At 70.3% G+C, this 18,103-nt stretch carries 20 protein-coding genes; 17 read left to right on the forward strand and 3 right to left on the reverse strand.

The window, feature by feature from the left end:
• The first annotated feature begins 4 nt into the window (after positions 1–4).
• The 12 genes from OHA98_RS06600 (at position 5) to OHA98_RS06655 (ending at position 10,391) form a co-directional block, all read left to right on the forward strand.
• Positions 5–1,294: an AAA family ATPase gene (locus OHA98_RS06600; protein ID WP_266923282.1), complete on the forward strand. Its 1,290-nt coding sequence runs from the start codon at positions 5–7 to the stop codon at positions 1,292–1,294.
• A 3-nt stretch (positions 1,295–1,297) separates the two neighbouring features.
• A complete protein-coding gene (locus OHA98_RS42625) occupies positions 1,298–1,855 on the forward strand; it encodes a TadE family protein (RefSeq protein WP_323179523.1) in 558 nt (185 codons plus the stop codon).
• 3 nt (positions 1,856–1,858) lie between these two features.
• Positions 1,859–2,281 carry a TadE/TadG family type IV pilus assembly protein gene (locus tag OHA98_RS06610; protein ID WP_266923284.1) on the forward strand — a complete coding sequence of 141 codons (423 nt, stop codon included), beginning with the start codon at positions 1,859–1,861 and terminating at the stop codon, positions 2,279–2,281.
• A gap of 107 nt (positions 2,282–2,388) precedes the next feature.
• Positions 2,389–3,726, forward strand: coding sequence for a CpaF family protein (locus OHA98_RS06615; RefSeq protein WP_266923286.1), 1,338 nt, complete (start codon positions 2,389–2,391; stop codon positions 3,724–3,726).
• A 10-nt stretch (positions 3,727–3,736) separates the two neighbouring features.
• Positions 3,737–4,681: a type II secretion system F family protein gene (locus OHA98_RS06620; protein ID WP_266923288.1), complete on the forward strand. Its 945-nt coding sequence runs from the start codon at positions 3,737–3,739 to the stop codon at positions 4,679–4,681.
• Positions 4,682–4,703: 22 nt separating this feature from the next.
• Positions 4,704–5,591 carry a DUF5936 domain-containing protein gene (locus tag OHA98_RS06625; RefSeq protein WP_266923290.1) on the forward strand — a complete coding sequence of 296 codons (888 nt, stop codon included), beginning with the start codon at positions 4,704–4,706 and terminating at the stop codon, positions 5,589–5,591.
• Between the two features lie 49 nt (positions 5,592–5,640).
• Positions 5,641–6,969 (forward strand): sensor histidine kinase, encoded by a 1,329-nt coding sequence (locus OHA98_RS06630; protein ID WP_266923292.1) that lies wholly within the window; start codon positions 5,641–5,643, stop codon positions 6,967–6,969.
• 21 nt (positions 6,970–6,990) lie between these two features.
• Positions 6,991–8,055, forward strand: coding sequence for a response regulator transcription factor (locus tag OHA98_RS06635; protein WP_266923293.1), 1,065 nt, complete (start codon positions 6,991–6,993; stop codon positions 8,053–8,055).
• A 200-nt stretch (positions 8,056–8,255) separates the two neighbouring features.
• Positions 8,256–8,486: a Flp family type IVb pilin gene (locus tag OHA98_RS06640; RefSeq protein ID WP_266923295.1), complete on the forward strand. Its 231-nt coding sequence runs from the start codon at positions 8,256–8,258 to the stop codon at positions 8,484–8,486.
• Complete coding sequence (locus OHA98_RS06645; protein WP_266923297.1) at positions 8,486–9,091, forward strand: pilus assembly protein TadG-related protein; 606 nt, start codon at positions 8,486–8,488, stop codon at positions 9,089–9,091. Before OHA98_RS06640 ends, OHA98_RS06645 begins: the two co-directional genes overlap by 1 nt.
• A 29-nt stretch (positions 9,092–9,120) precedes the next feature.
• Positions 9,121–9,735: a hypothetical protein gene (locus tag OHA98_RS06650; RefSeq protein WP_266923299.1), complete on the forward strand. Its 615-nt coding sequence runs from the start codon at positions 9,121–9,123 to the stop codon at positions 9,733–9,735.
• An 8-nt stretch (positions 9,736–9,743) separates the two neighbouring features.
• Complete coding sequence (locus tag OHA98_RS06655) at positions 9,744–10,391, forward strand: OmpA family protein (protein WP_266923301.1); 648 nt, start codon at positions 9,744–9,746, stop codon at positions 10,389–10,391.
• Positions 10,392–10,691: 300 nt separating this feature from the next.
• On the opposite strand, the gene OHA98_RS06660 is transcribed toward OHA98_RS06655, so the two are convergent.
• Positions 10,692–11,282, reverse strand: a complete 591-nt coding sequence (locus tag OHA98_RS06660) for a hypothetical protein (RefSeq protein WP_266923303.1) — start codon at positions 11,280–11,282, stop codon at positions 10,692–10,694.
• A gap of 47 nt (positions 11,283–11,329) precedes the next feature.
• Positions 11,330–13,183, reverse strand: a complete 1,854-nt coding sequence (locus OHA98_RS06665) for a hypothetical protein (RefSeq protein WP_266927763.1) — start codon at positions 13,181–13,183, stop codon at positions 11,330–11,332.
• 598 nt (positions 13,184–13,781) lie between these two features.
• On the opposite strand from OHA98_RS06665, the gene OHA98_RS06670 reads away from it, so the two are divergent.
• Positions 13,782–14,375 (forward strand): hypothetical protein, encoded by a 594-nt coding sequence (locus OHA98_RS06670; RefSeq protein WP_266923305.1) that lies wholly within the window; start codon positions 13,782–13,784, stop codon positions 14,373–14,375.
• 207 nt (positions 14,376–14,582) lie between these two features.
• Positions 14,583–14,978: a hypothetical protein gene (locus OHA98_RS06675; RefSeq protein WP_266923306.1), complete on the forward strand. Its 396-nt coding sequence runs from the start codon at positions 14,583–14,585 to the stop codon at positions 14,976–14,978.
• A 60-nt stretch (positions 14,979–15,038) separates the two neighbouring features.
• Here the strand turns inward: OHA98_RS06675 and OHA98_RS06680 are convergent, their stop codons facing one another.
• Positions 15,039–15,416 carry a DUF192 domain-containing protein gene (locus OHA98_RS06680; RefSeq protein ID WP_266923307.1) on the reverse strand — a complete coding sequence of 126 codons (378 nt, stop codon included), beginning with the start codon at positions 15,414–15,416 and terminating at the stop codon, positions 15,039–15,041.
• A 105-nt stretch (positions 15,417–15,521) separates the two neighbouring features.
• Here OHA98_RS06680 and OHA98_RS06685 point away from each other — a divergent pair, with 105 nt between their 5' ends.
• The 3 genes from OHA98_RS06685 to OHA98_RS06695 all read left to right on the forward strand — a co-directional run bounded on the left by OHA98_RS06685 (position 15,522) and on the right by OHA98_RS06695 (position 18,018).
• Positions 15,522–16,427, forward strand: a complete 906-nt coding sequence (locus tag OHA98_RS06685) for an A24 family peptidase (protein WP_266923309.1) — start codon at positions 15,522–15,524, stop codon at positions 16,425–16,427.
• A 61-nt stretch (positions 16,428–16,488) separates the two neighbouring features.
• Positions 16,489–17,370: a class I SAM-dependent methyltransferase gene (locus tag OHA98_RS06690; protein ID WP_266923311.1), complete on the forward strand. Its 882-nt coding sequence runs from the start codon at positions 16,489–16,491 to the stop codon at positions 17,368–17,370.
• A gap of 204 nt (positions 17,371–17,574) precedes the next feature.
• Complete coding sequence (locus tag OHA98_RS06695; RefSeq protein WP_266927765.1) at positions 17,575–18,018, forward strand: hypothetical protein; 444 nt, start codon at positions 17,575–17,577, stop codon at positions 18,016–18,018.
• The last annotated feature ends 85 nt before the right edge of the window (positions 18,019–18,103 follow it).

Here is an 18,103-nt window from a genome sequence, read left to right on the forward strand (position 1 = left end):
TGGGATGACCACCAGAATCCTCCCGGCCGTCGGTGACCTCGACGCGGCCAGATCGGTCACCACTCTGCTCAGCCAGCTCCCCGACGCGGAGCCGGCCGCGCCGGTCGGCGACTCGACCCAGCTGATCGACACCCTGGCCCGCCTCGCGGGCGAGTCCCTCGACGAGCTGCCCGAGGTCGTGCTGGTCCACGAGCGGATCGGCCCGGTACCGGCCCTGGAGCTCATCCGGGAGGTGTCGATGCGGTTCCCGTCCGTCGGGGTCGTCCTGATCACCGCGGATGCGAATCCCAGCCTGTTCGCCGACGCCATGGACTCCGGCGCCCGCGGGATCGTCACCCTGCCGCTGAGCTACGAGGAACTGGCCAACCGGGTCCAGGCCGCGTCCCAGTGGTCGGCCGGTGTACGCCGCCACCTCACCGCGAACAACGAGGTGTTCACCGGCCCCGGCGGCATGGTCCTCACCGTCACCGGCGCCAAGGGCGGCGTGGGCGCCACCGTCGCCGCGATCCAGCTCGCCCTGGCCGCGCAGGCGTCCGGCAACACCGTGGCCCTGGTCGACATGGACCTCCAGACCGGCGACATCGCCTCGTACCTCGATGTGCAGTTCCGGCGCTCCCTGGTCGACCTGGCACTCATCACGGAGATCTCCCCGCGGGTGCTGGCGGACGCGGTGTTCTCCCACTCGACCGGCCTGGCCCTGCTGCTGGCACCGGGCGAGGGCGAACGGGGCGAGGAGGTCAGCGACCGGTCCGCACGCCAGATCGTCAGCGCGCTGCGCACCCGCTACGAGATCGTGGTGATCGACTGCGGCGGCCAGATGAACGGGGCCAACGCGGCGGCCATCGAGATGGCGGACGTGGCCCTGCTGGTGACGACCCCGGACGTCATCTCGGTGCGCGGGGCGAAGCGCATCGTACGGATGTGGGAACGGCTCCAGATCCGCAAGGCGGAGGAGACGATCACGCTCGTCAACCGCTTCACGCGCAACACCGAGATCCAGCCGCCCCTGATCCAGAAGATCACGGGAACCCAGGTGGCGAACGCGGCGGTGCCCGCGAACTTCAAGGAACTCCAGGCCTCGGTGGACGCCGGGCGCCTGCACGAACTGGATGCCAAGAGCACCGTCAAGCAAGCGCTCTGGGGACTGGCCGGAGAACTGGGCATCGTCAAGGTCAGTGCGAGCAAGAAGAAGAGCGGTGGCACATTCAAAAACGACCGGGGCTCGATCGGACGTCCGCGCCGACGGCGCGACGGCGACGAACGGGACCACGGGAAGACCGAGGGGACACGTTGACCGATGACTACCAACCGGGCACCGGACACCGAGATACGGGGGAGGCGTGACGCCCGCGGCTCCCGGGGCGGGCTCACCCACTCCCCGGAGGGGCTCACACCTTCACGGAACGGCCTGAGGCGCACCGCCGCCCGCCGATTCCGCGTACACGGCCATCTCGTACGAGGTCGCTTCGTACGGGGCCGTTTCGTACGGGGCCGTGACCGCGACCGCGGGCAGACCGCGATCGAGTTCCTGGGGATGACCCCGTTCATCATCCTGATCATGCTCGTGCTCTGGGAGTGCGCGCTGATCGGCTACACCTGGAGCCTCGCGGGCAACGCGGCGGACGTGGGCGCGCGCAAGGGCAGCGGCGCGGAGTACGCACAGAGCCGGGCCTGCAAGCAGGGTGCGAAGAAGGACCTGCCGGAAGCCTGGCGCGACGGCGTCAAGATCACCTGCAAGTCCAGCCGTGAGCTGTACAAGGCCGACGTCAAGCTCAAGGTCCCTGTCCTGGTCCCGGGTCTCTTCGACCTGGACGTGAAGATCACGGGCCATGCCGGCTCGCCGCTGGAGGGCTGAGTGATGACCGTAACCGCACGCGTGAAGCACTCCGGCGGCAGGAACACCGACGGCTGCCGTCCAGCCTCCCGCCGCACCGACCGCGGCCAGGTCGCCATCGAGTACCTGGGCTTCCTCCCGCTCCTCATCCTGGTCGCCCTCCTCGCCATCCAGGCCGGCCTCGCCGCGTACACGGCCGCTCAGGCGGGTACGGCGGCCCGTGCGGCCGCCAGGACGGCGACCCAGGACTTCCCCTCGGGCAATCCCCGCACCGCGGCCCGGGACTCGATGAGCAAGTGGCTCGCGAACGACGGCTTCCGGTACCGCCAGCGCGGGGGCACCGACGACGTCACGATCACCATCGAGATCAAGGTTCCCAACGTGGTCCCGGGCATGGACGGCAAGTGGGGCAAGGCCAAGCGGAGTTCCACCATGCCCCGCGGATAGTGCCCCCGCGGGCCGGTCCATCCACCGGCCCGCCCCGAGGGAACGACCGTCTGCGGGACCGACCACCCGCAGGTTCGACCGGACAGTGAGACCGAGGAGTTACGCACATGAGCCTGCGGGCACGCATGACCGCCCCGGAGGAGCACGGCGGGGCACGGGAGGACGGCCACATGGTGGCCACCTACCGTGCCAAGCTGCTGGAGGAGATCGACCTCGCGGAGATGTCCTCGCTGGCCGCCGCCGAGCGGCGGGCCCGCCTGGAGCGCGTCCTCGGGCACATCATCAGCCGCGAGGGTCCGGTCCTCTCGACCGTCGAGCGCTCGCAGCTGATCCGCCGCGTGGTCGACGAGGCCCTCGGACTCGGCATCCTGGAACCGCTCCTGGAGGACGCCTCCATCACCGAGATCATGGTGAACGGGCCGGACCAGATCTTCGTCGAGCGCAGCGGCAAGGTCGAGCAGCTCCCGATGCGCTTCGGCTCGCACGAACAGCTGATGCAGACGATCGAGCGCATCGTGTCGACCGTCAACCGCCGTGTGGACGAGTCGAACCCGATGGTGGACGCGCGACTGCCCAGCGGTGAACGTGTCAACGTGATCATTCCACCGCTGTCCCTGACCGGCGCGACCCTCACCATCCGCCGGTTCCCGCGGTCCTTCACCCTCCAGGAGATGATCGGGTTCGGCTCGCTGGACGAGCAGATGCTGATCCTCCTCGCCGGTCTCGTCCAGGCCAAGCTCAACATCATCGTCTCCGGCGCCACCGGCACGGGGAAGACGACGCTGCTCAACGCCCTGTCCGGGCTGATCCCGAACAGCGAACGCATCGTCACGATCGAGGACTCCGCCGAACTCCAGCTCCAGCAGAGCCATGTGATCCGGCTGGAGTCCCGGCCGGCGAACGTGGAGGGCAAGGGCCAGATCACCATCCGCGACCTGGTCCGCAACTCCCTGCGTATGCGCCCCGACCGCATCGTCGTCGGTGAGGTCCGTGGCGGCGAATCGCTTGACATGCTCCAGGCGATGTCCACCGGTCACGACGGCTCGCTCGCCACCGTCCACGCCAACAACGCCGAGGACGCGCTGATGCGTCTGCAGACCCTGGCCTCCATGTCGGAGATCAAGATCCCGTTCGAGGCGCTGCACGACCAGATCAACAGCGCCGTCGACGTGATCGTCCAGCTGACCCGGCACGCCGACGGATCGCGAAAGGTCACCGAGATCGCGGCGCTGGACTCGCACGGCCGCGACCCGTACCGCATCGTCACCGTGGCCAAGTTCAACGCCCGGCCGATGGACGCCGACGGCCGGATCGAGGGGGAGTTCCAGTACCTGCCCCTGCCCCGCCGGATCGCCGACCGCCTCTACATGGCCAGCCAGCCCATCCCGCAGGCGTTCGGGGTCGCCGCATCCTCCGAACAGCTCGCCACCCGAGAGGCCAACTAGGTACCGAGCCATGGACAATGTGAATCTCCCCCTGATCACGATCGGCGTCACGCTGCTGTGCGGCGTGCTCGGCGTCATGGGCCTGCACGCCTACTCCGGCGGCAAGGCGGACCGCGACGCGCTCGTCGACCGGCTCTCCCACGTCGGTCACCTTTCCGAGACGGGCCGTCGCCGCCGGTTCCGCACCCTGGACCGCAAGCTGCGCAAGACCGGCCTGGGCAAGAAGCTGGAGCTGAAGCTCGCCGCGACCGGCATGGAACTCTCCCCGGGCGAGTTCTTCGTGTACGCGCTCCTGGCGATGGCCGGGCTGTGGATGATCGCCTCCTCGCTGCTCGCCGCGTTCTTCGGCCCGGTGGCCGCCCTCATCGGTCTCTGGGGCACCAACGCGTTCCTGAACTGGCAGCGGGTCAAGCGCACCGAACGCTTCATCAACCAGCTCCCCGAGCTGTCCCGCATCCTCGCCAACGCCACCCAGGCGGGCCTGGCCCTGCGGACCGCGCTGTCCATGGCCGCGGACGAGCTGGAGAACCCGGCCGGTGAGGAGCTGGCACGTGTCGCCCGCCGCCTCGCCGTCGGTGAGCCTCTGGAGGACGCGCTCAGCGAGGTGACCGACCGGCTGCCCTCACGCGAACTCGTCGTCCTCGTCACGACGCTGGTCCTGTCCAACCGGGCCGGCGGTACGGTCGTCAGCTCCCTGCGCAACCTCACCGAGACGCTGGAGGAGCGCAAGGAGACCCGGCGCGAGGTCAAGACCCAGCTGTCCCAGGTCACCGTCACCGCCTACGCCGTACCCGGCTTCGGCATCGGCGCCATGCTCCTGATGAACGCCGTGATGCCCGGCGCCCTCGACCGGATGACCGGCGCCCTCATCGGCCAGATCGCCGTCGTGGTCTCCATCGTCCTGTACGCGATCGGATTCATCGTGATCCGCCGTCTGTCCCGCATCGACGTCTGACGGCCTGGGAGAAGAAGCAGACATGGACATGTTGCTCGCGATCGTCGTCGGACTCGCGGTGTACGGAGCCATCCACGGCATCCGGATGTACCGGGCCGACGCCAAACTGCCCGGCGACCTCGCCATCGCCCTGGAATCCGGCGCCACCCGCACCAGCGCGGTGGGCTCCGGCATCGACCGGCTCGGCATCCGCTGGGCCCCCATGGTGCTCCGGATGATGGGGGCCAAGGCCGTCACCAAGAAGCGCCGCCAGATCGACCTGGCCGGTAACCCCGGCGGCCTCACCATCGACCGGTACGCCGCCCGGCGCGCCGTCTACGGGGCCCTCGGCGGCCTCGGCGCGTTCGCGATGCTCCTGCAGGGACAGATCTTCCTCGCACTCGTCATGATCGCGTTCGGACTCTTCTGGGTGGAGGCCGGTATCTGGTCCGCCATCCGGGTCCGCAGGGAGCACATCGAGCGCACCCTCCCGGACTTCCTCGACGTCCTCGCCGTCGTCGTCTCCGCGGGCCTCGGCTTCCGCCAGGCGCTCGCCCGCGTCGCCGAGAAGTACGAAGGCCCCTGGGCCGACGAACTGCGCATCACCCTGCGCCAGATGGACATGGGCGTCAGCCGTCGGCAGGCCTTCGAGGAGCTGCGCAGGCGCAACGACTCGGAACAGGTCGCGATGTTCGTCACCACGCTCCAGCAGGGCGAGGAGCTCGGCGCCCCGATCGTCGAGACGCTGATCCAGATCGCCAACGACATGCGCCGCACCGACGCCCAGAACGCCCGCCGCAAGGCGGCGAAGGCGGTGCCGAAGGCAACGTTCGCCGTCACCTCGTTCCTGCTGCCCGGCACGCTCGTCCTGCTGACCGTCGGCTTCGTCTACGGAGCCAACGTCGACCTCGGCTTCATGTCGGGCGGCTGACGATGACCGGCGACGGCGACCACGGGGACAGACGGGAGGTGGCAGGCCCATGACGTTTCAGCTCAGCGGTGTCCATAACGGACTCACCGCGGACATGTCCGTGGCCACCACCGACCCGCAGTCGCGCCCCGCGCTCGCCATCCAGGTCAACGCCCTGCAGGCGATGTGCCGGCAGGTCTTCGGCTTCCGGCTGGCGATGATCGCCATAGCCACCCCGTTCGCCATCAGCCACACCGCGCGCGGCCTCGCCACCTGGTTCATCGGGGCGGCGATCCTGATCACGTTCATGGGCAGCTATGTCCTGTTCCGCGACTGGGAGCGCTTCGGCCCGCGCCTGCTGCGCCACCCCTGGATGCTCGGCATCGATGTGTTCCTGGGCGCGCTCCTGCTGATCACCGCCACCCCAGAGTCCACGCTCGCGTACGTCACCGTCTGCACCCCGCTCCTCGCCGGCCTCGTCTACGGCTGGCGGGGAGCCGCCGTGTTCGCCGCGGTCCAGGTCGTCATCGTCTTCGGGGTCTACAACACCGTCCCCAAGCTCGAAGCCGGCGACGCGACGAACCTGCTGCTCCCCGGCTTCTGCGTGATCGCCGGTGCCGTCGGGGTGACCCTGCGCAATCTGCTCCTGCGCTTCGGGACCGCCAGCCAGGCCCTCACCGAGACCCGTGCCCGCCTCGCCGTGAACGAGGCCGTGGAAGGCGAACGCACCCGTCTCGCCCGCGAGATGCACGACTCCGTGGCCAAGACCCTGCACGGTCTCGCCCTGGCCGCCGACGGCCTCGCCGCGTCCGCCGACCGGATGGACCCGCCCACCGTCAGACAGCAGGCCGAACTCGTCGCCCGCGCCGCCCGCCGCGCCGCCGCCGAGTCCCGCGAACTGCTCACCGATCTCCGCCGCGAGTCGGGCCTGGACGGCGGGGTGGACGTCGTCGGCGAACTCCAGGCCCGCGCAGCCGACTTCAGCGGCCGCCACGGACTGACCGCGACCTTCCGCCGACTCCAGGAGCACATCCCCGTACCGCCCGTCCCGCAGGCGGTCGCCCGGCAGCTGCTCACGGTCGCCTCCGAGGCCATGGAGAACGCCCAGCGGCACGCTGGCCCCAGCTATCTCATCGTCCTCGCCGGAGTGAAGGGCGACGTCCTGCGCATCAGCGTCTACGACGACGGGCGCGGCCTGCCCGCGGGCACCACCCTCGACACCCTCAGACGGGCGGGACACTTCGGTCTCGTCGGCATGGTCGAACGCGCCGCATCCATCGGCGCTCGTATCCGGATCGGCAAGGGAGACGCCGCCAAGGGCACCGAAGTGCGCCTGGAAATACCCCTCGCCGCTCTTGGCACCACCTCCACCGCCCCTCCATCCGCCCCCCACCCGTAGCTCCTGAGAGGAGGTCGCAGAATGCCGGACGATGTCTCCCGCGCGTCGAGCCAGAACTGGGTGGCCCAGCACCACGCCTCCCCGCACACCTCGCCGCACAGAGCACCGCTCAGCCCGGAACCCAGCTCCTCCGGGTTCCCCGTCCCCCAGCGGACCGCGGCACCCGAGGCCCTGCCCACCCCCTTCCCGGCCGCACCCGGCCCCCAGGCCGCCGGCCGGCTCCGGGTGGTGGTCGCCGACGACAACCCCGTGGTCCGGGCCGGTCTGGGCGTACTGCTCTCCGGCCGCGCCGACATCCAGGTCGTCGCGGAGGCGGCGGACGGCCGCCAGGCCTACGAGATGGCCCTCCGGCACCGTCCTGACGTCGTGCTGCTGGACGTCCGGATGCCCGGCGTGGACGGCATCTCCGCCCTGCCGCACCTGGTGCGGATCGCCCCCGTGATGATGCTGACCTACAGCCGCGAGAGCGAGATCGTCCACGAGGCCCTGCGCCTGGGCGCGGGCGGCTATCTGGTGCACGGCGAGTTCACGGCCGACCAGCTGGTCCAGGCGGTACGCGACACCACGCAGGGCCGGGCCAACTTCACCGCCACCGCCGCGAACGCCCTGCTCGCCCATATGCGCAACGGGGCGGACCCGGGCCGCGGAGCGCTCCCGGAGGGCCTGGGCACCGCCCTGACGACGGGCGTCCCCTACCCGGCCTCCGGACACGAGGAGCAGCCCGGCTTCACACCGCCGCCACCCCTCACCATGGCGACGCGACAGGTCCAGGAATCGGAAGGTCTTTCGCAACTGCAACCTGTTGTGGGACAGTCTTCCATGACCAGGGGGTCCGGCGCGGCTCCCAACAGGCAACAACACGGGCTGAGTTCGAGGGAGGTGGAGGTCATGGAGCTGATTGCGTCCGGAATGAGCAACCAGCAGATCGCCGCCACCTGCTTCATCAGCGAGAAGACCGTGAAGAATCACATCAACCGCATCTTCACGAAACTGCACAGCGGCAGTCGCAGTGAGGCGATCGCCCGCTGGCTGGGCACGGCGCCCGCGACGGGCTCCGGGCCGCGAAGGGCGGGCGGTCATGGCTGAACGAGGCGGCAACGCGGGGGCCCAGAGCGCGCTTTGGGCCCGGGAATGGGTCCTGGGACCCTCTGGTGAGCGTGGTGCCCCCCTCTATGTTTCTCATGTCGCAAGCGGCACCGGCCAGGAGGAAGCCGGAGCCGGGCGCGACATGCCAGGAACGTGCGAGTCGGCCGGCAAGCGGTCGGCCGAATCAGGAGGGGAACACCATGTCGAACATCACCCTGAAGACCGCCGTGCGCGTCAACGGCTGGGCCAACACCGCCGTCAGCAGCATCCAGAAGCGCTACGCGGCGAAGGACCGGGGTCAGACGGCGTTCGAGTACCTGGGCATCATCCTGGTGGTCGTGGCGATCATCGGTGCGGTCGCGGCCTCGGGCATCGGCGGCAACATCTCGAACCGCATCGACGGCCTGGTCACCTCCATCACCGCTGGCTAATGACTGTCCGGTCTCGTAGCGACCGAGGGCAGGCCTTCCCTATCTATGTCGTGATGGTGGCGGGCCTGCTCTTCCTCGTGTTCGCTTTCTTCGCCGTGGGTAAAGCGTCGGCCCTGCGCAACGGCTCCCAGGGCGCGGCGGACTCCGCCGCGCTCGCCGCCGCCCAGGCCGCCCGCGCGGACTTCGAGTCGGGGTTCATCGCCTCGCTTCCCGAGAACATGCTCGACGCCTTCCTGGCGGCTCCCTTCACGGCGCCGTGCGGCGAGGCACAGAGCTTCGCATCGGACAATGACGCCGATGTGACGAGCTGCACCGCCCGGTACGGCCCCCGACGGGACTCGATCAAGGTCGAGGTCGAGGGCCGCGAAGCGGTGGACTCGTCGGTGATCCCGGGTACGAAGCGCACCTTCGCGAAGGCCAAAGCGACGGCCATCATCGAGTTCCGCTGCACCTGGCAGGCTCTGGACTTCGACAACAACAATGTCCAGGACCTGTTCATCTTCTCGTGCGGAGACGCCGGGATGGTCGAGATCGTGCCAAGCAGCCCCCCTCCCTGGTCCCAAGTCAGCAAGATTCTCTTCGACGTGCATTTGGTCGACAACTGACAGCGAACGACTAGTAGAGGGATCGGACCATGAGCATTCGGCGCACCACGACAACCAGAAGGATGATGGCGGCTGTCGCGATGACGGCGACCATCACCCTCGCACTTGCCGGCTGTGGTGAGGACGGCGGTGGGCAGGCGCAGGGCGAAGGCTCCGCGGCGCCCTCCGCACCGGCCAGCCCCTCCACGGAGGACAAGGGCGAGCAGCAGGAGGACACCGCTGCCGGGGAAAACGTGGATCCGGATGTGAAACTGGCCGAGGCGCGCGGGGAGCGGGGTCTCAAACTCGTCGTCCATCAGGTCAAGCGCGACGCCGGCGGCTTCCTCACCGTTCAGGGGGAGGTCGTGAACGAGGGCGACAGCACCCGCAACACCGCGGGCTGGGGCGGGCAGGAGAGTTCGGTCGTCGCGAAGAACCCGAACTCGGTGGCCGGCGCCACGCTCGTCGACAAGGTCGGCAAGAAGCGCTACTACGTCCTCAGGGACACCGACTCGCGATGCCTGTGCACCACGGCGATCGCCCCGCTGCCGCAGGGGAAGTCCGCTGCCGTCTTCATGCAGTTCCCGGCTCCGCCGGCGACGACGACGGAAGTGGACTTCACTCTGCCCACCTTCGCCACCACGTCGCTGAAGATCTCTGAGTGAGCGCCGGGATGACGACCATGCGACGGACCGCGTCAGGGCGTCACACCGGGCGTGTCCTGGTGGTGGGCCTGCTCCTGGCCGGCACCACGGTGTTCGGTGCCTCGGCCGCGTACAGCGACGACGGCCCCAGTGTGCCGCCGGGCACCGAGGCGACGTCCCAGCCGCCGGTGCAGCTCGATCCCAAGGACCCCGACCTCAAGATGCCCGAGGGCGGGACACTGGCGCCCGGCAAGGTCCTCGACATCGTCCAGGTCGTGGAGGACATGGGCGGCGAGGAGCGCCGTGAGGACAGCAACGCCAACATCAAGTTCGCGCTCCAGGCCGAAGTCCTCTTCGGCAAGGACAGCGCGAAGCTGAGCCCGGCGGCCAACTCGCGGATCTCCGCCATCGCGGCGGAGATCAAGAAGCAGAACGCGACCAAGGTCCGTGTCTTCGGCTTCACCGACAACCTCGGCTCCTCCGCCCACGGCGACGTGCTCTCCAAGCAGCGCGCCGACGCGGTGCACGGGGTCCTGTCGAAGGAGCTCGGCTCCACGATCACCTTCGAGATCCGTGGATACGGCGAGCAGTACCCGATCGCCAGCAACAGCAACGAAGAGGGCAGGAAGAAGAACCGGCGCGTGGAGGTCTCCTTCCCGCGCGGCACCGCTTCCTGACCTCCTCCGCGAGGCACGCGAGCGACGCATGCGGCGGCGCACGCACAGCGCGCGAAGGGCCCGGCACCGCGGCTCCTGGAACCCCAGGGCCGCGGTGCCGGGCCTTCGCTGTGCGGCGGGGCCCGCCCGATCCCGAACCGATCCCGATCCCGAACCGATCCCGAACCGATCCCGATCCCGAACCGATCCCGATCCCGAACCGATCCCGATCCCGAACCCGGCCACGGCCCCGCCGTGCGAACCGGAACGGCCCGGACGGCGCCCCCCGGCAGCGGGGGAGCACCGTCCGGGCCGGACGGACTACTTGACGGTGATGGACGTGACGAACGCGTCCAGGTCGCCGGCGGTCAGCTGGTCCTTGACCGCGTTGATGCGGATGGCGAACGGCACGCCCTTGGAGTCGACGCCGGCCACCACGACACCCGTCATCGGGGTCCCGACGGTCGGGGTGTCCTCCTTGCCGTCGGCGGTGAACTCGTAGTCGATCCTGCGGGCCTCCCGGGCGCTGTCCGCGCCTTCGAGCCGTACGTCCTCGGTGTCCTTGCGGGTGGCGCCGAGGCCGAGCCCCGCGCCCGCGGCGGCCGCGGCCTCACCGGCCGTGCTGACGCCGGTGGCGAAGTTCAGCTGGACCGAGACCATGCCGGTACGTACGCCGTCCTCGGTCCTGAGGGCGACGGCGGCGTTGTTCTTGCTGCGCTTGTCCGCCGGCTGCTCGGCGTACCCCTTGTTCTTCGGGTAGCCGACGGACAGGCTCTTGGTGTCCAGCGTGCCCCAGCCCTCCGGGACCGCGGCGGTGTCGTCGCTGCCGCAGCCCGTGAGCAGGGCCAGGGCGATGACGGCCGCGGCGGCCGCGCCGAGCGGCCGGGACTTCTTGGGTGTGGACGTGGTCATGGCCGTCATCGGTGCTCGCCTCTTCGTCGTGCGGTCGGTCGACGTGCTCACTTCGCGCAGTAGCTGTAGGGAAGATACGTGCGATTGTCGCCCTGCGGGGCGCCGAGGAACTGCGCGTCCGTCAGCGTTTCCTTCTTGTGCTCGTCGGAGATGGAGAAGCCGAGGCTCATGCCGAGCGAGACCTCGAAGCCGAACTCCTGGGCGTCCGTCTCGCCGTGGTAGCGCATCGTGCTGGAGAGGCCGTCGTCGAACATCATCTGCTCGAAGGGGTCGCTGCCCGCGGGCCGCTTGTCCATGGCGTGGTCGCCGAACATGTACTCGAACGGGGCGGTGTTGTTGCCGGAACCGTCCAGCCACTGCTCGGCGATGGCCCGCTTGTCCTCGGTGGCCTTGTCGGTGTCCTTGCCGAAGATGATCGAGTTCGTCTGGACGTCGATGCCGGAGTCGCCGGAGGAGTCGCCGACGCTGCCCTTGCCGCCGCGCTTGTCCTGGCCCTTCTCGCCGTTGTCGCCGCCCACCTCGACCTTGCCGGAGGTGGAGCCCTTGTCCACCGTCTGCGTCATGTCGATCCGGACGATCTTCCCGGTCTTCTGGTCACGGGTGACGGTGATGGCGCCGGTGTGGTTCTCCTTGCCGCCCAGGCTGCCCTTGACCGGCCCGGCGTTACCGCTGAGCTTGCCCTCGAGTTCGAGCTTGGCGGTGTACGTGTACGACTCGTTGCCGTTCACGTCGTCCTTGGTGATCGTCACCTCGGGGGAGAACTTGGCCTTGCCGCCCAGCTTGGCGCCGAGCTCGGTCTCGTCGCCCGACTTGATGGAGAGCCCGCCGTCCGCGTACGCGTTGAGCCCGACGGTCGAGTAGGAGATCTTCTTGTCGCCGATCTTCTTCTCGATGGCTTCCTTCTTCTCGGCCCACTTCATGCCCGAGTACCAGCCGCCGCCGTAGCCGCCGCTGTGCTTGGTGGCGGTCTCCCACATCTTCATCTCCTCGATGTCGTCCCGCATCTTCTGAGCCTCTTCCTCGCTCTTGAAGATCCAGGTGTCACCGTTGGTGATCTTGATGCCGCCGCCGATGTCGATGTCCGCCTTGCCGAGGCTGCCGAGCTTGACGCCCGGGGTGCTGGCGGTGGCGCCCGCCGAGGCCGCGTCGGTGAAGGTCATGGTGACCTGTTTGTCGTTCTCGTCGACCTCGCCGTCCCCGTTCACATCGGAGTTGGCCCGGGACACCTTCTGCTGGAAGCCGTACTCCTCGCCCCACTCGAACCAGCCGATCTTGACCTTGCCGCCCGCCGTGTCCGAGATGCTGGAGACCTGGCACATCTTGGGTTCGTAGTCGGCATCGGTCTTCGGCTTGGCCTCCGGCTCCGCGCCACCGCCGGTGGAGCAGGACCCGCCCTCGCCGGCGAGCGAGCTGATCGCGCACCGGATGCGCTCGCCGATCTTCCCGCCGACCCCGGCCATCGCCATGGCGCCGATCAGCATGACGACGAGGGTGACCACGCCGAGGTACTCCATGGCGGTGGCCCCGCCGTCCCGCCAGTTGTACGAGTACTGCGGCGGGGGAGGGGGCTGCGTGGCGCGCTCCTCCAGCAGCCGGTCTACGGCCACACCCGCGGCGGCGCCCGTGGCCAGCGAGACGACCGGCATCAGGACACCCTCGATGCCGACGACGTTCCACGAGACGGCGAAGCCGTACACCAGGCCGGCCAGGGGCACGGCCAGGGCGCCGAGCAGATGGACGACGCGGGATTCGCGGTGCTCGTCGGGGAGTACGCGCGCGGCGGCCAGCACCGTCAGCAGAGTCACGACGAGGCTGGGTACGTGCATGAGCGCGAGGCGCCAGCCGAACGACTCCAGCCGCTCCCCGCTGCCCAGCAGTTCGACCAGCACCCGGTCGGTCATGAAACCGGCGGCGATGTAGACCAGGGCCCCCGTCGCCCAACTGCGGGTCAACGCGAAGAACCGGTTGCTGTGTTCACGCTGATACAAGGTGCCGGGCCCGCCCGGACCGCGATGCCCCACCGATATGTGGCTCGCGCTCCTGTCCCCCCAGCCGCCGCCACCGCTCACGGTTCAACCTCTCTCCGGCACACGGGTGTTGCCTGTCGCTCGTGAGCGTAGGGGCGGAAACCGGCGGTGGCGCGGGCCCCCGGCCCCAAAGGCGGGCCCAACGCCGAGGCCGGTGATCAGCGCGTTCGTGTCCGTCCGGCGGGCCGGTCCGACGCGGCGGGTACGCCGGTTCCGCATTTGGGCCGTCCGTGGGTCCGTGGGCCCACGCCGGAGCCGTCGCGGCTCATTACGCTCGAACGTGCCGGTCGTCGCCGACCACGACACCGCCGCCGTCCACGCCTGTGATCCGGGCGCTCGCCATGGCCCGTATCCGGGCGAACCCATGGGCATTCCGACCACCGGTGGCACACGTTCGACCGGGCACCAACCTCTCATGCTCGATTTGCGCACGCGAATACACATGTTCACGCTGTGATGGGGTGAGGCGTCGATGAGTACCGGCTTCTTCTACTCGTACCACCTGGGCTGGACCCGGCTGGACGCCCAGACTCTGCTGGGTGACCTCGAAGCGGAGGGGCTGCGGCTGTCGCATCCGGCGACCGGGCGCACCGTGCTCGTCAGCCAGGACGCCGCGTCGGCCGGGGCGCGTTCGCCCGTCACCCGGGAGCAGTTGCTGTCCATTGCCGGACTGCAAAGGCTCGACGAGATCGGGTTCCGGCTGTGGGTGAGCGGTGCCATGGATGTCCTCGTACGCGTCCGACGGGCGCGGCGCGGGGCCGTGGCCGTCGAATTCGGCCTGGGTGAGCTGCCCCCCGAGGAGCAGGACCGGGCCGTGAGCGCCATACGGCGGACCATCGGACGCGCGTCCGTCCTGTGCATCGGCTTTGTCGTCGACCGGCGTGGCGCAACCTCGGCGACCGACTGGGACGGGGTCGTCATCGACGGCGCGGCCCCTCTCGACGAGTGGCCCGATGTCGTCGCCGTGCGCGAGGAAATCGCCGCCGCGCACCCGCAGTTGGCGTTCCTCGACTCGGTCGGGCACTCCCCGTGGCGGGTGTTCGGGAAATCGGTGCTCAGCGTGTGACGGGGCGGCGCCGGCCCCGCACGGGGGCACGCGATACCGCTCCCGCGCGGTGCGGCGCCCTCTCGCGGAGCCCTGTCCGTCAGTGGGCCCAGGGGCCCAAGACGCCCGCGACCTGGGAGGTTAGCGTCACCTTCGTAACGGATCAGGGCCCGGCCCGGCGCTCCCCCATGGCGCCGGGCCGGGCGGCTACCAGAGGGTGACGGCAGAGTGCAGACGGCGGAACAGCTCACGCTGACCGACGAGGAGTCCCGGCTCCTCCAGCAGGGTTTGGCCGAGTGGAGCGGCCCGGCCCGCTGTACCGAGGAATTCGCCGTCGCCATGGGGTTCGACGGTACCGAGGATCTGCACCGCAGAGGCATCGCGATCCGCGGCGCCCTCGCCGCACGGGAGCCGCTGGCCCCGATGGACTGGGCACGGGCACTGCTGGCCACCGAACTCGCCTTCGCCAGTGAGGTGGTCGGCTCCGGGTACGGGTGGTCCACGACGACGGGATGGCCCGACGACCTCACGGTGCGCGTCCTGCGCAACACCCAGCTGAAGCTGATCCGCACGGTCGGCCCGCTGGTCGGCCGGGGACTCGGCACCCGCCCCACCGGTGCCTGACGCGTCCCCCGCCACGGCCCACGGGGGTGCGGGCGGGTGCCAGGGGCGCGGGAGGGCCCGTTACGCGTCGCTCGCGGCCGTGACGTGCACCTCGACCCGGGCGCCCGGCCGCAGTCCCCACTGTTCCATCGCCCCGGCCTCGGACTCCAGCACGTGCCGGGCGCGCAGGCGCGGCAGCCCGAGGCGGCCGGGCTTCATCGTGCGGACCGCCAGCACATTGAACTTCCGGTCCAGATACGCCACATCGATGGTGAACCGCATCCGGAAGGTGTGCACGCTCCCGCACGGCGTGAGCATCAGTGCCCCCTCGATCCCGTCCTGCCCCAGCAGCCCCCGGGTCCGGGCCCGGTAGGAGGCCGCTATCCGCAGCGGAACCGCACACTCCCCGGTGTCCGTGCCGACCGTGACTGTTGCGTCGCCATCGCGCCATTTCCTCATGGGCACCGACCGTAGCCCCCGACGACGGATCATGGGTCCCGAACGGCGTCCAGTGGGCCCCAGGGCCCAAGCCCCCTGTCCTGCCGCCGGATTAAGGTCCCTGGTGTGGACGCAACGCTGATCGCCCTCGCCGCCCTCTGGGGCGCCGCCACCGGGCTGCTGGTCCCGCGTGCCGCGTACCGGTTCTCCGTCGAACCGGAGGAGGCCTGGCGCGACGCCTGCCCCGCCGGGCACCCGCTCACCGGTCCCGGCGGCGGCTGGTTCGGCCCGGCGCGGTGTACGGCCTGTGCGTCGGTGGCGCTCACCCACGTCCCCCGGACGACGGCCCCGGCCGACCACGGCCCGGACGGTGACCGGGTCCCCGAAGCCACCGAGGGTCCGGAAGCCGCATCAGGACCGGAAGCGACGGCGGGCGCGACGGCGGACGCGGTGCCGGGCGCGGACCGTATCCCCGTGTCGCCCGGCGGCCACTACGCCCCCCGCGTCCTCGCCCCCGTCATCACCGCGCTCGCCTGCACCGCGCTGGCGGCCGGCACCGGCACCAGGCCGGAGCTCGTGGCCTGGCTGCTGCTCGCCCCCGTCGCCGTGCTGCTCGCCGTGGTCGACAGCCGGGTGCACCGGCTGCCCGATCCGCTGACGCTGCCCCTGGCCGGTGCGGCCGTCCTGCTTCTGGGGGCCGTCGCCCTCCTTCCCGAACACGCCGGCTCCTGGACCTCCGGGCTGCTCGGAGGACTTGTCCTCGGCGGGTTCTACTTTGTGCTCTTCCTGATCAACCCGAACGGCATGGGCTTCGGCGATGTGAAGCTCGCACTGGCCCTGGGGATCGCCCTCGGCTGGTACGGCTGGGCGGTGCTGTTCGTCGGGGCCTTCGCGGGATTCCTGTACGGGGCGGTGTACGGCCTCGGACTGGTGATCCTGCGCCGCGCCGGGCGCAGGACGGGCATCCCGTTCGGTCCGTTCATGATCGCGGGAGCGCTGACCGGGCTGCTGCTGGGCGCCCTGGCGGCCTGACCCCCCCTGCCCCGGGCGGAATGCGGTCGCGGTCCCGGTGCCCGCCTGGAACGATTCCCGCATGCCAGAACAATCCCCCTCCTCCGGCCCCACCGGTTCCTCCCCCGGCTCCTCTTCCCCCGGCTCCTCCCCCGGCTCCTCCTCCGCCGCCTCCGACGAGCGGTTCGAGGCGCTCGTCCGCGAGGCCGGCACCGCCTCCGTGGACGGCTGGGACTTCTCGTGGCTCGACGGCCGGGCCACCGAGCAGCGGCCTTCGTGGGGCTACGCCCGCGCCATGGCGGACCGGCTGGCCCGCGCCCACGCCGCGCTGGACATCCAGACCGGCGGCGGCGAGGTCCTGGCCGCCGCGCCGAAGCTCCCGCGGCTGACCGTGGCCACCGAGTCCTGGCCCCCGAACGTCGCCAGGGCCACCGCCCTGCTGCACCCGCTCGGCGCCGTCGTCGTCGCGGACCCCGACGAGCCGCCGCTGCCCTTCGGCGACGAGGCCTTCGACCTGGTGGTCAGCCGGCATCCGGTGACCACCTGGTGGGAGGAGATCGCCAGGGTGCTCGCACCGGGCGGTACGTACTTCTCGCAGCAGGTCGGACCGGCGAGCGTCTTCGAGCTCGTCGAGTACTTCCTCGGCCCGCAGCCGACCGAGGTGCGCGGCGCCCGCGACCCCGGGGAGGCAGGTGCCGCCGCCAAGGCGGCCGGTCTCGACGTGGTCGATCTGCGGCCCGAGCGGCTGCGCACGGAGTTCTTCGACATCGGCGCTGTCGTCTACTTCCTGCGCAAGGTCATCTGGATGGTCCCCGGCTTCACGGTCGAGCGCTACCGCCCGCGACTGCTCGCCCTGCACCGGAAGATCGAGGCGGAGGGGCCCTTCGTCGCCACCACCACCCGCTTCCTGATCGAGGCCCGCAAGCCGGGCACCGTCCCGCCCGAGGTCCGGCGCACCGCGTAGTGCTGGGACCTGTCCGGGGCGGTGTCCGGTACGTCGTACCCGGGCCCGTCCCGTAGGGGCCCGCAACATCCCCTCCCTTCAACGTACTTACTCCGTACGCCAGTTCACCGAGGCCCCGCAGGCAACGGGAACGCGGCCGTAGCCGTCCTACCTTTGGGAGGTACGAGCCTGATGACGGAGCGTGCGGAGAGGGGTGGGCAGGTCATGACGGTGGAGAGGGAAGAGCCCGGCGGGCCGGCCGGCCGGGCTCGGAGCGGCAATCCCGACTGGCTCAAGGGCGCCCGCATCACCGCGGTCCAGGGCGTCTTCTACCGGCCGGAGGGCCGCGCGGGCGAACCGGAGGCCGTCGAGTTCGTGCTCGACGACGGGCAGTCGGTCCTGCTGACCTGCGCCTCCGACCGGACGCTTCGGGTCACCCCCGGCGCCTGGCCGGAGCTGCCGGACTGGTGTGTGCCCGCCAGTCAGTGGCAGCACGCCGCCCTGACGAATCTGCCCCCGGCGCCGTACGGGGGAGCCTGGACGGTCACCGGTACGCACGAGCGCCGCGACGGGAGGGGCGAGGTGCACGAGGCCGTCATCCGGTGCGAGGACGGGGACTTCGTGGTCATCGGCGGGGACACGATGGCGGTCCGCTTCGTCCGCCACTGACGGGAACGCCCGTCACTGACCGAGGACGCCGTCACTGACCCGAGGCCCCGCCGCCAACCCCGAGAATGCCCGCGCCCGCGTGCTC

The organism is Streptomyces sp. NBC_00654 (assembly GCF_026341775.1).
In the GTDB taxonomy this organism is placed as follows: domain Bacteria; phylum Actinomycetota; class Actinomycetes; order Streptomycetales; family Streptomycetaceae; genus Streptomyces.

What these genes read in the sequence shown, in the direction of transcription:
- OHA98_RS06620 (WP_266923288.1), top strand. Translation starts at nt 3,737, where the DNA reads ATGGACAATGTGAATCTCCCCCTGATCACGATCGGCGTCACGCTGCTG.
- OHA98_RS06630 (WP_266923292.1), top strand. Translation starts at nt 5,641, where the DNA reads ATGACGTTTCAGCTCAGCGGTGTCCATAACGGACTCACCGCGGACATG.
- OHA98_RS06695 (WP_266927765.1), top strand. Translation starts at nt 17,575, where the DNA reads ATGACGGTGGAGAGGGAAGAGCCCGGCGGGCCGGCCGGCCGGGCTCGG.
- OHA98_RS06680 (WP_266923307.1), bottom strand. Translation starts at nt 15,416, where the DNA reads ATGAGGAAATGGCGCGATGGCGACGCAACAGTCACGGTCGGCACGGAC.
- OHA98_RS06670 (WP_266923305.1), top strand. Translation starts at nt 13,782, where the DNA reads ATGAGTACCGGCTTCTTCTACTCGTACCACCTGGGCTGGACCCGGCTG.
- OHA98_RS06610 (WP_266923284.1), top strand. Translation starts at nt 1,859, where the DNA reads ATGACCGTAACCGCACGCGTGAAGCACTCCGGCGGCAGGAACACCGAC.
- OHA98_RS06615 (WP_266923286.1), top strand. Translation starts at nt 2,389, where the DNA reads ATGAGCCTGCGGGCACGCATGACCGCCCCGGAGGAGCACGGCGGGGCA.
- OHA98_RS06635 (WP_266923293.1), top strand. Translation starts at nt 6,991, where the DNA reads ATGCCGGACGATGTCTCCCGCGCGTCGAGCCAGAACTGGGTGGCCCAG.
- OHA98_RS06650 (WP_266923299.1), top strand. Translation starts at nt 9,121, where the DNA reads ATGAGCATTCGGCGCACCACGACAACCAGAAGGATGATGGCGGCTGTC.
- OHA98_RS06640 (WP_266923295.1), top strand. Translation starts at nt 8,256, where the DNA reads ATGTCGAACATCACCCTGAAGACCGCCGTGCGCGTCAACGGCTGGGCC.
- OHA98_RS06665 (WP_266927763.1), bottom strand. Translation starts at nt 13,183, where the DNA reads ATGACCGACCGGGTGCTGGTCGAACTGCTGGGCAGCGGGGAGCGGCTG.
- OHA98_RS06655 (WP_266923301.1), top strand. Translation starts at nt 9,744, where the DNA reads ATGACGACCATGCGACGGACCGCGTCAGGGCGTCACACCGGGCGTGTC.
- OHA98_RS06625 (WP_266923290.1), top strand. Translation starts at nt 4,704, where the DNA reads ATGGACATGTTGCTCGCGATCGTCGTCGGACTCGCGGTGTACGGAGCC.
- OHA98_RS06645 (WP_266923297.1), top strand. Translation starts at nt 8,486, where the DNA reads ATGACTGTCCGGTCTCGTAGCGACCGAGGGCAGGCCTTCCCTATCTAT.
- OHA98_RS06690 (WP_266923311.1), top strand. Translation starts at nt 16,489, where the DNA reads ATGCCAGAACAATCCCCCTCCTCCGGCCCCACCGGTTCCTCCCCCGGC.
- OHA98_RS06600 (WP_266923282.1), top strand. Translation starts at nt 5, where the DNA reads ATGACCACCAGAATCCTCCCGGCCGTCGGTGACCTCGACGCGGCCAGA.
- OHA98_RS06660 (WP_266923303.1), bottom strand. Translation starts at nt 11,282, where the DNA reads ATGACCACGTCCACACCCAAGAAGTCCCGGCCGCTCGGCGCGGCCGCC.
- OHA98_RS42625 (WP_323179523.1), top strand. Translation starts at nt 1,298, where the DNA reads ATGACTACCAACCGGGCACCGGACACCGAGATACGGGGGAGGCGTGAC.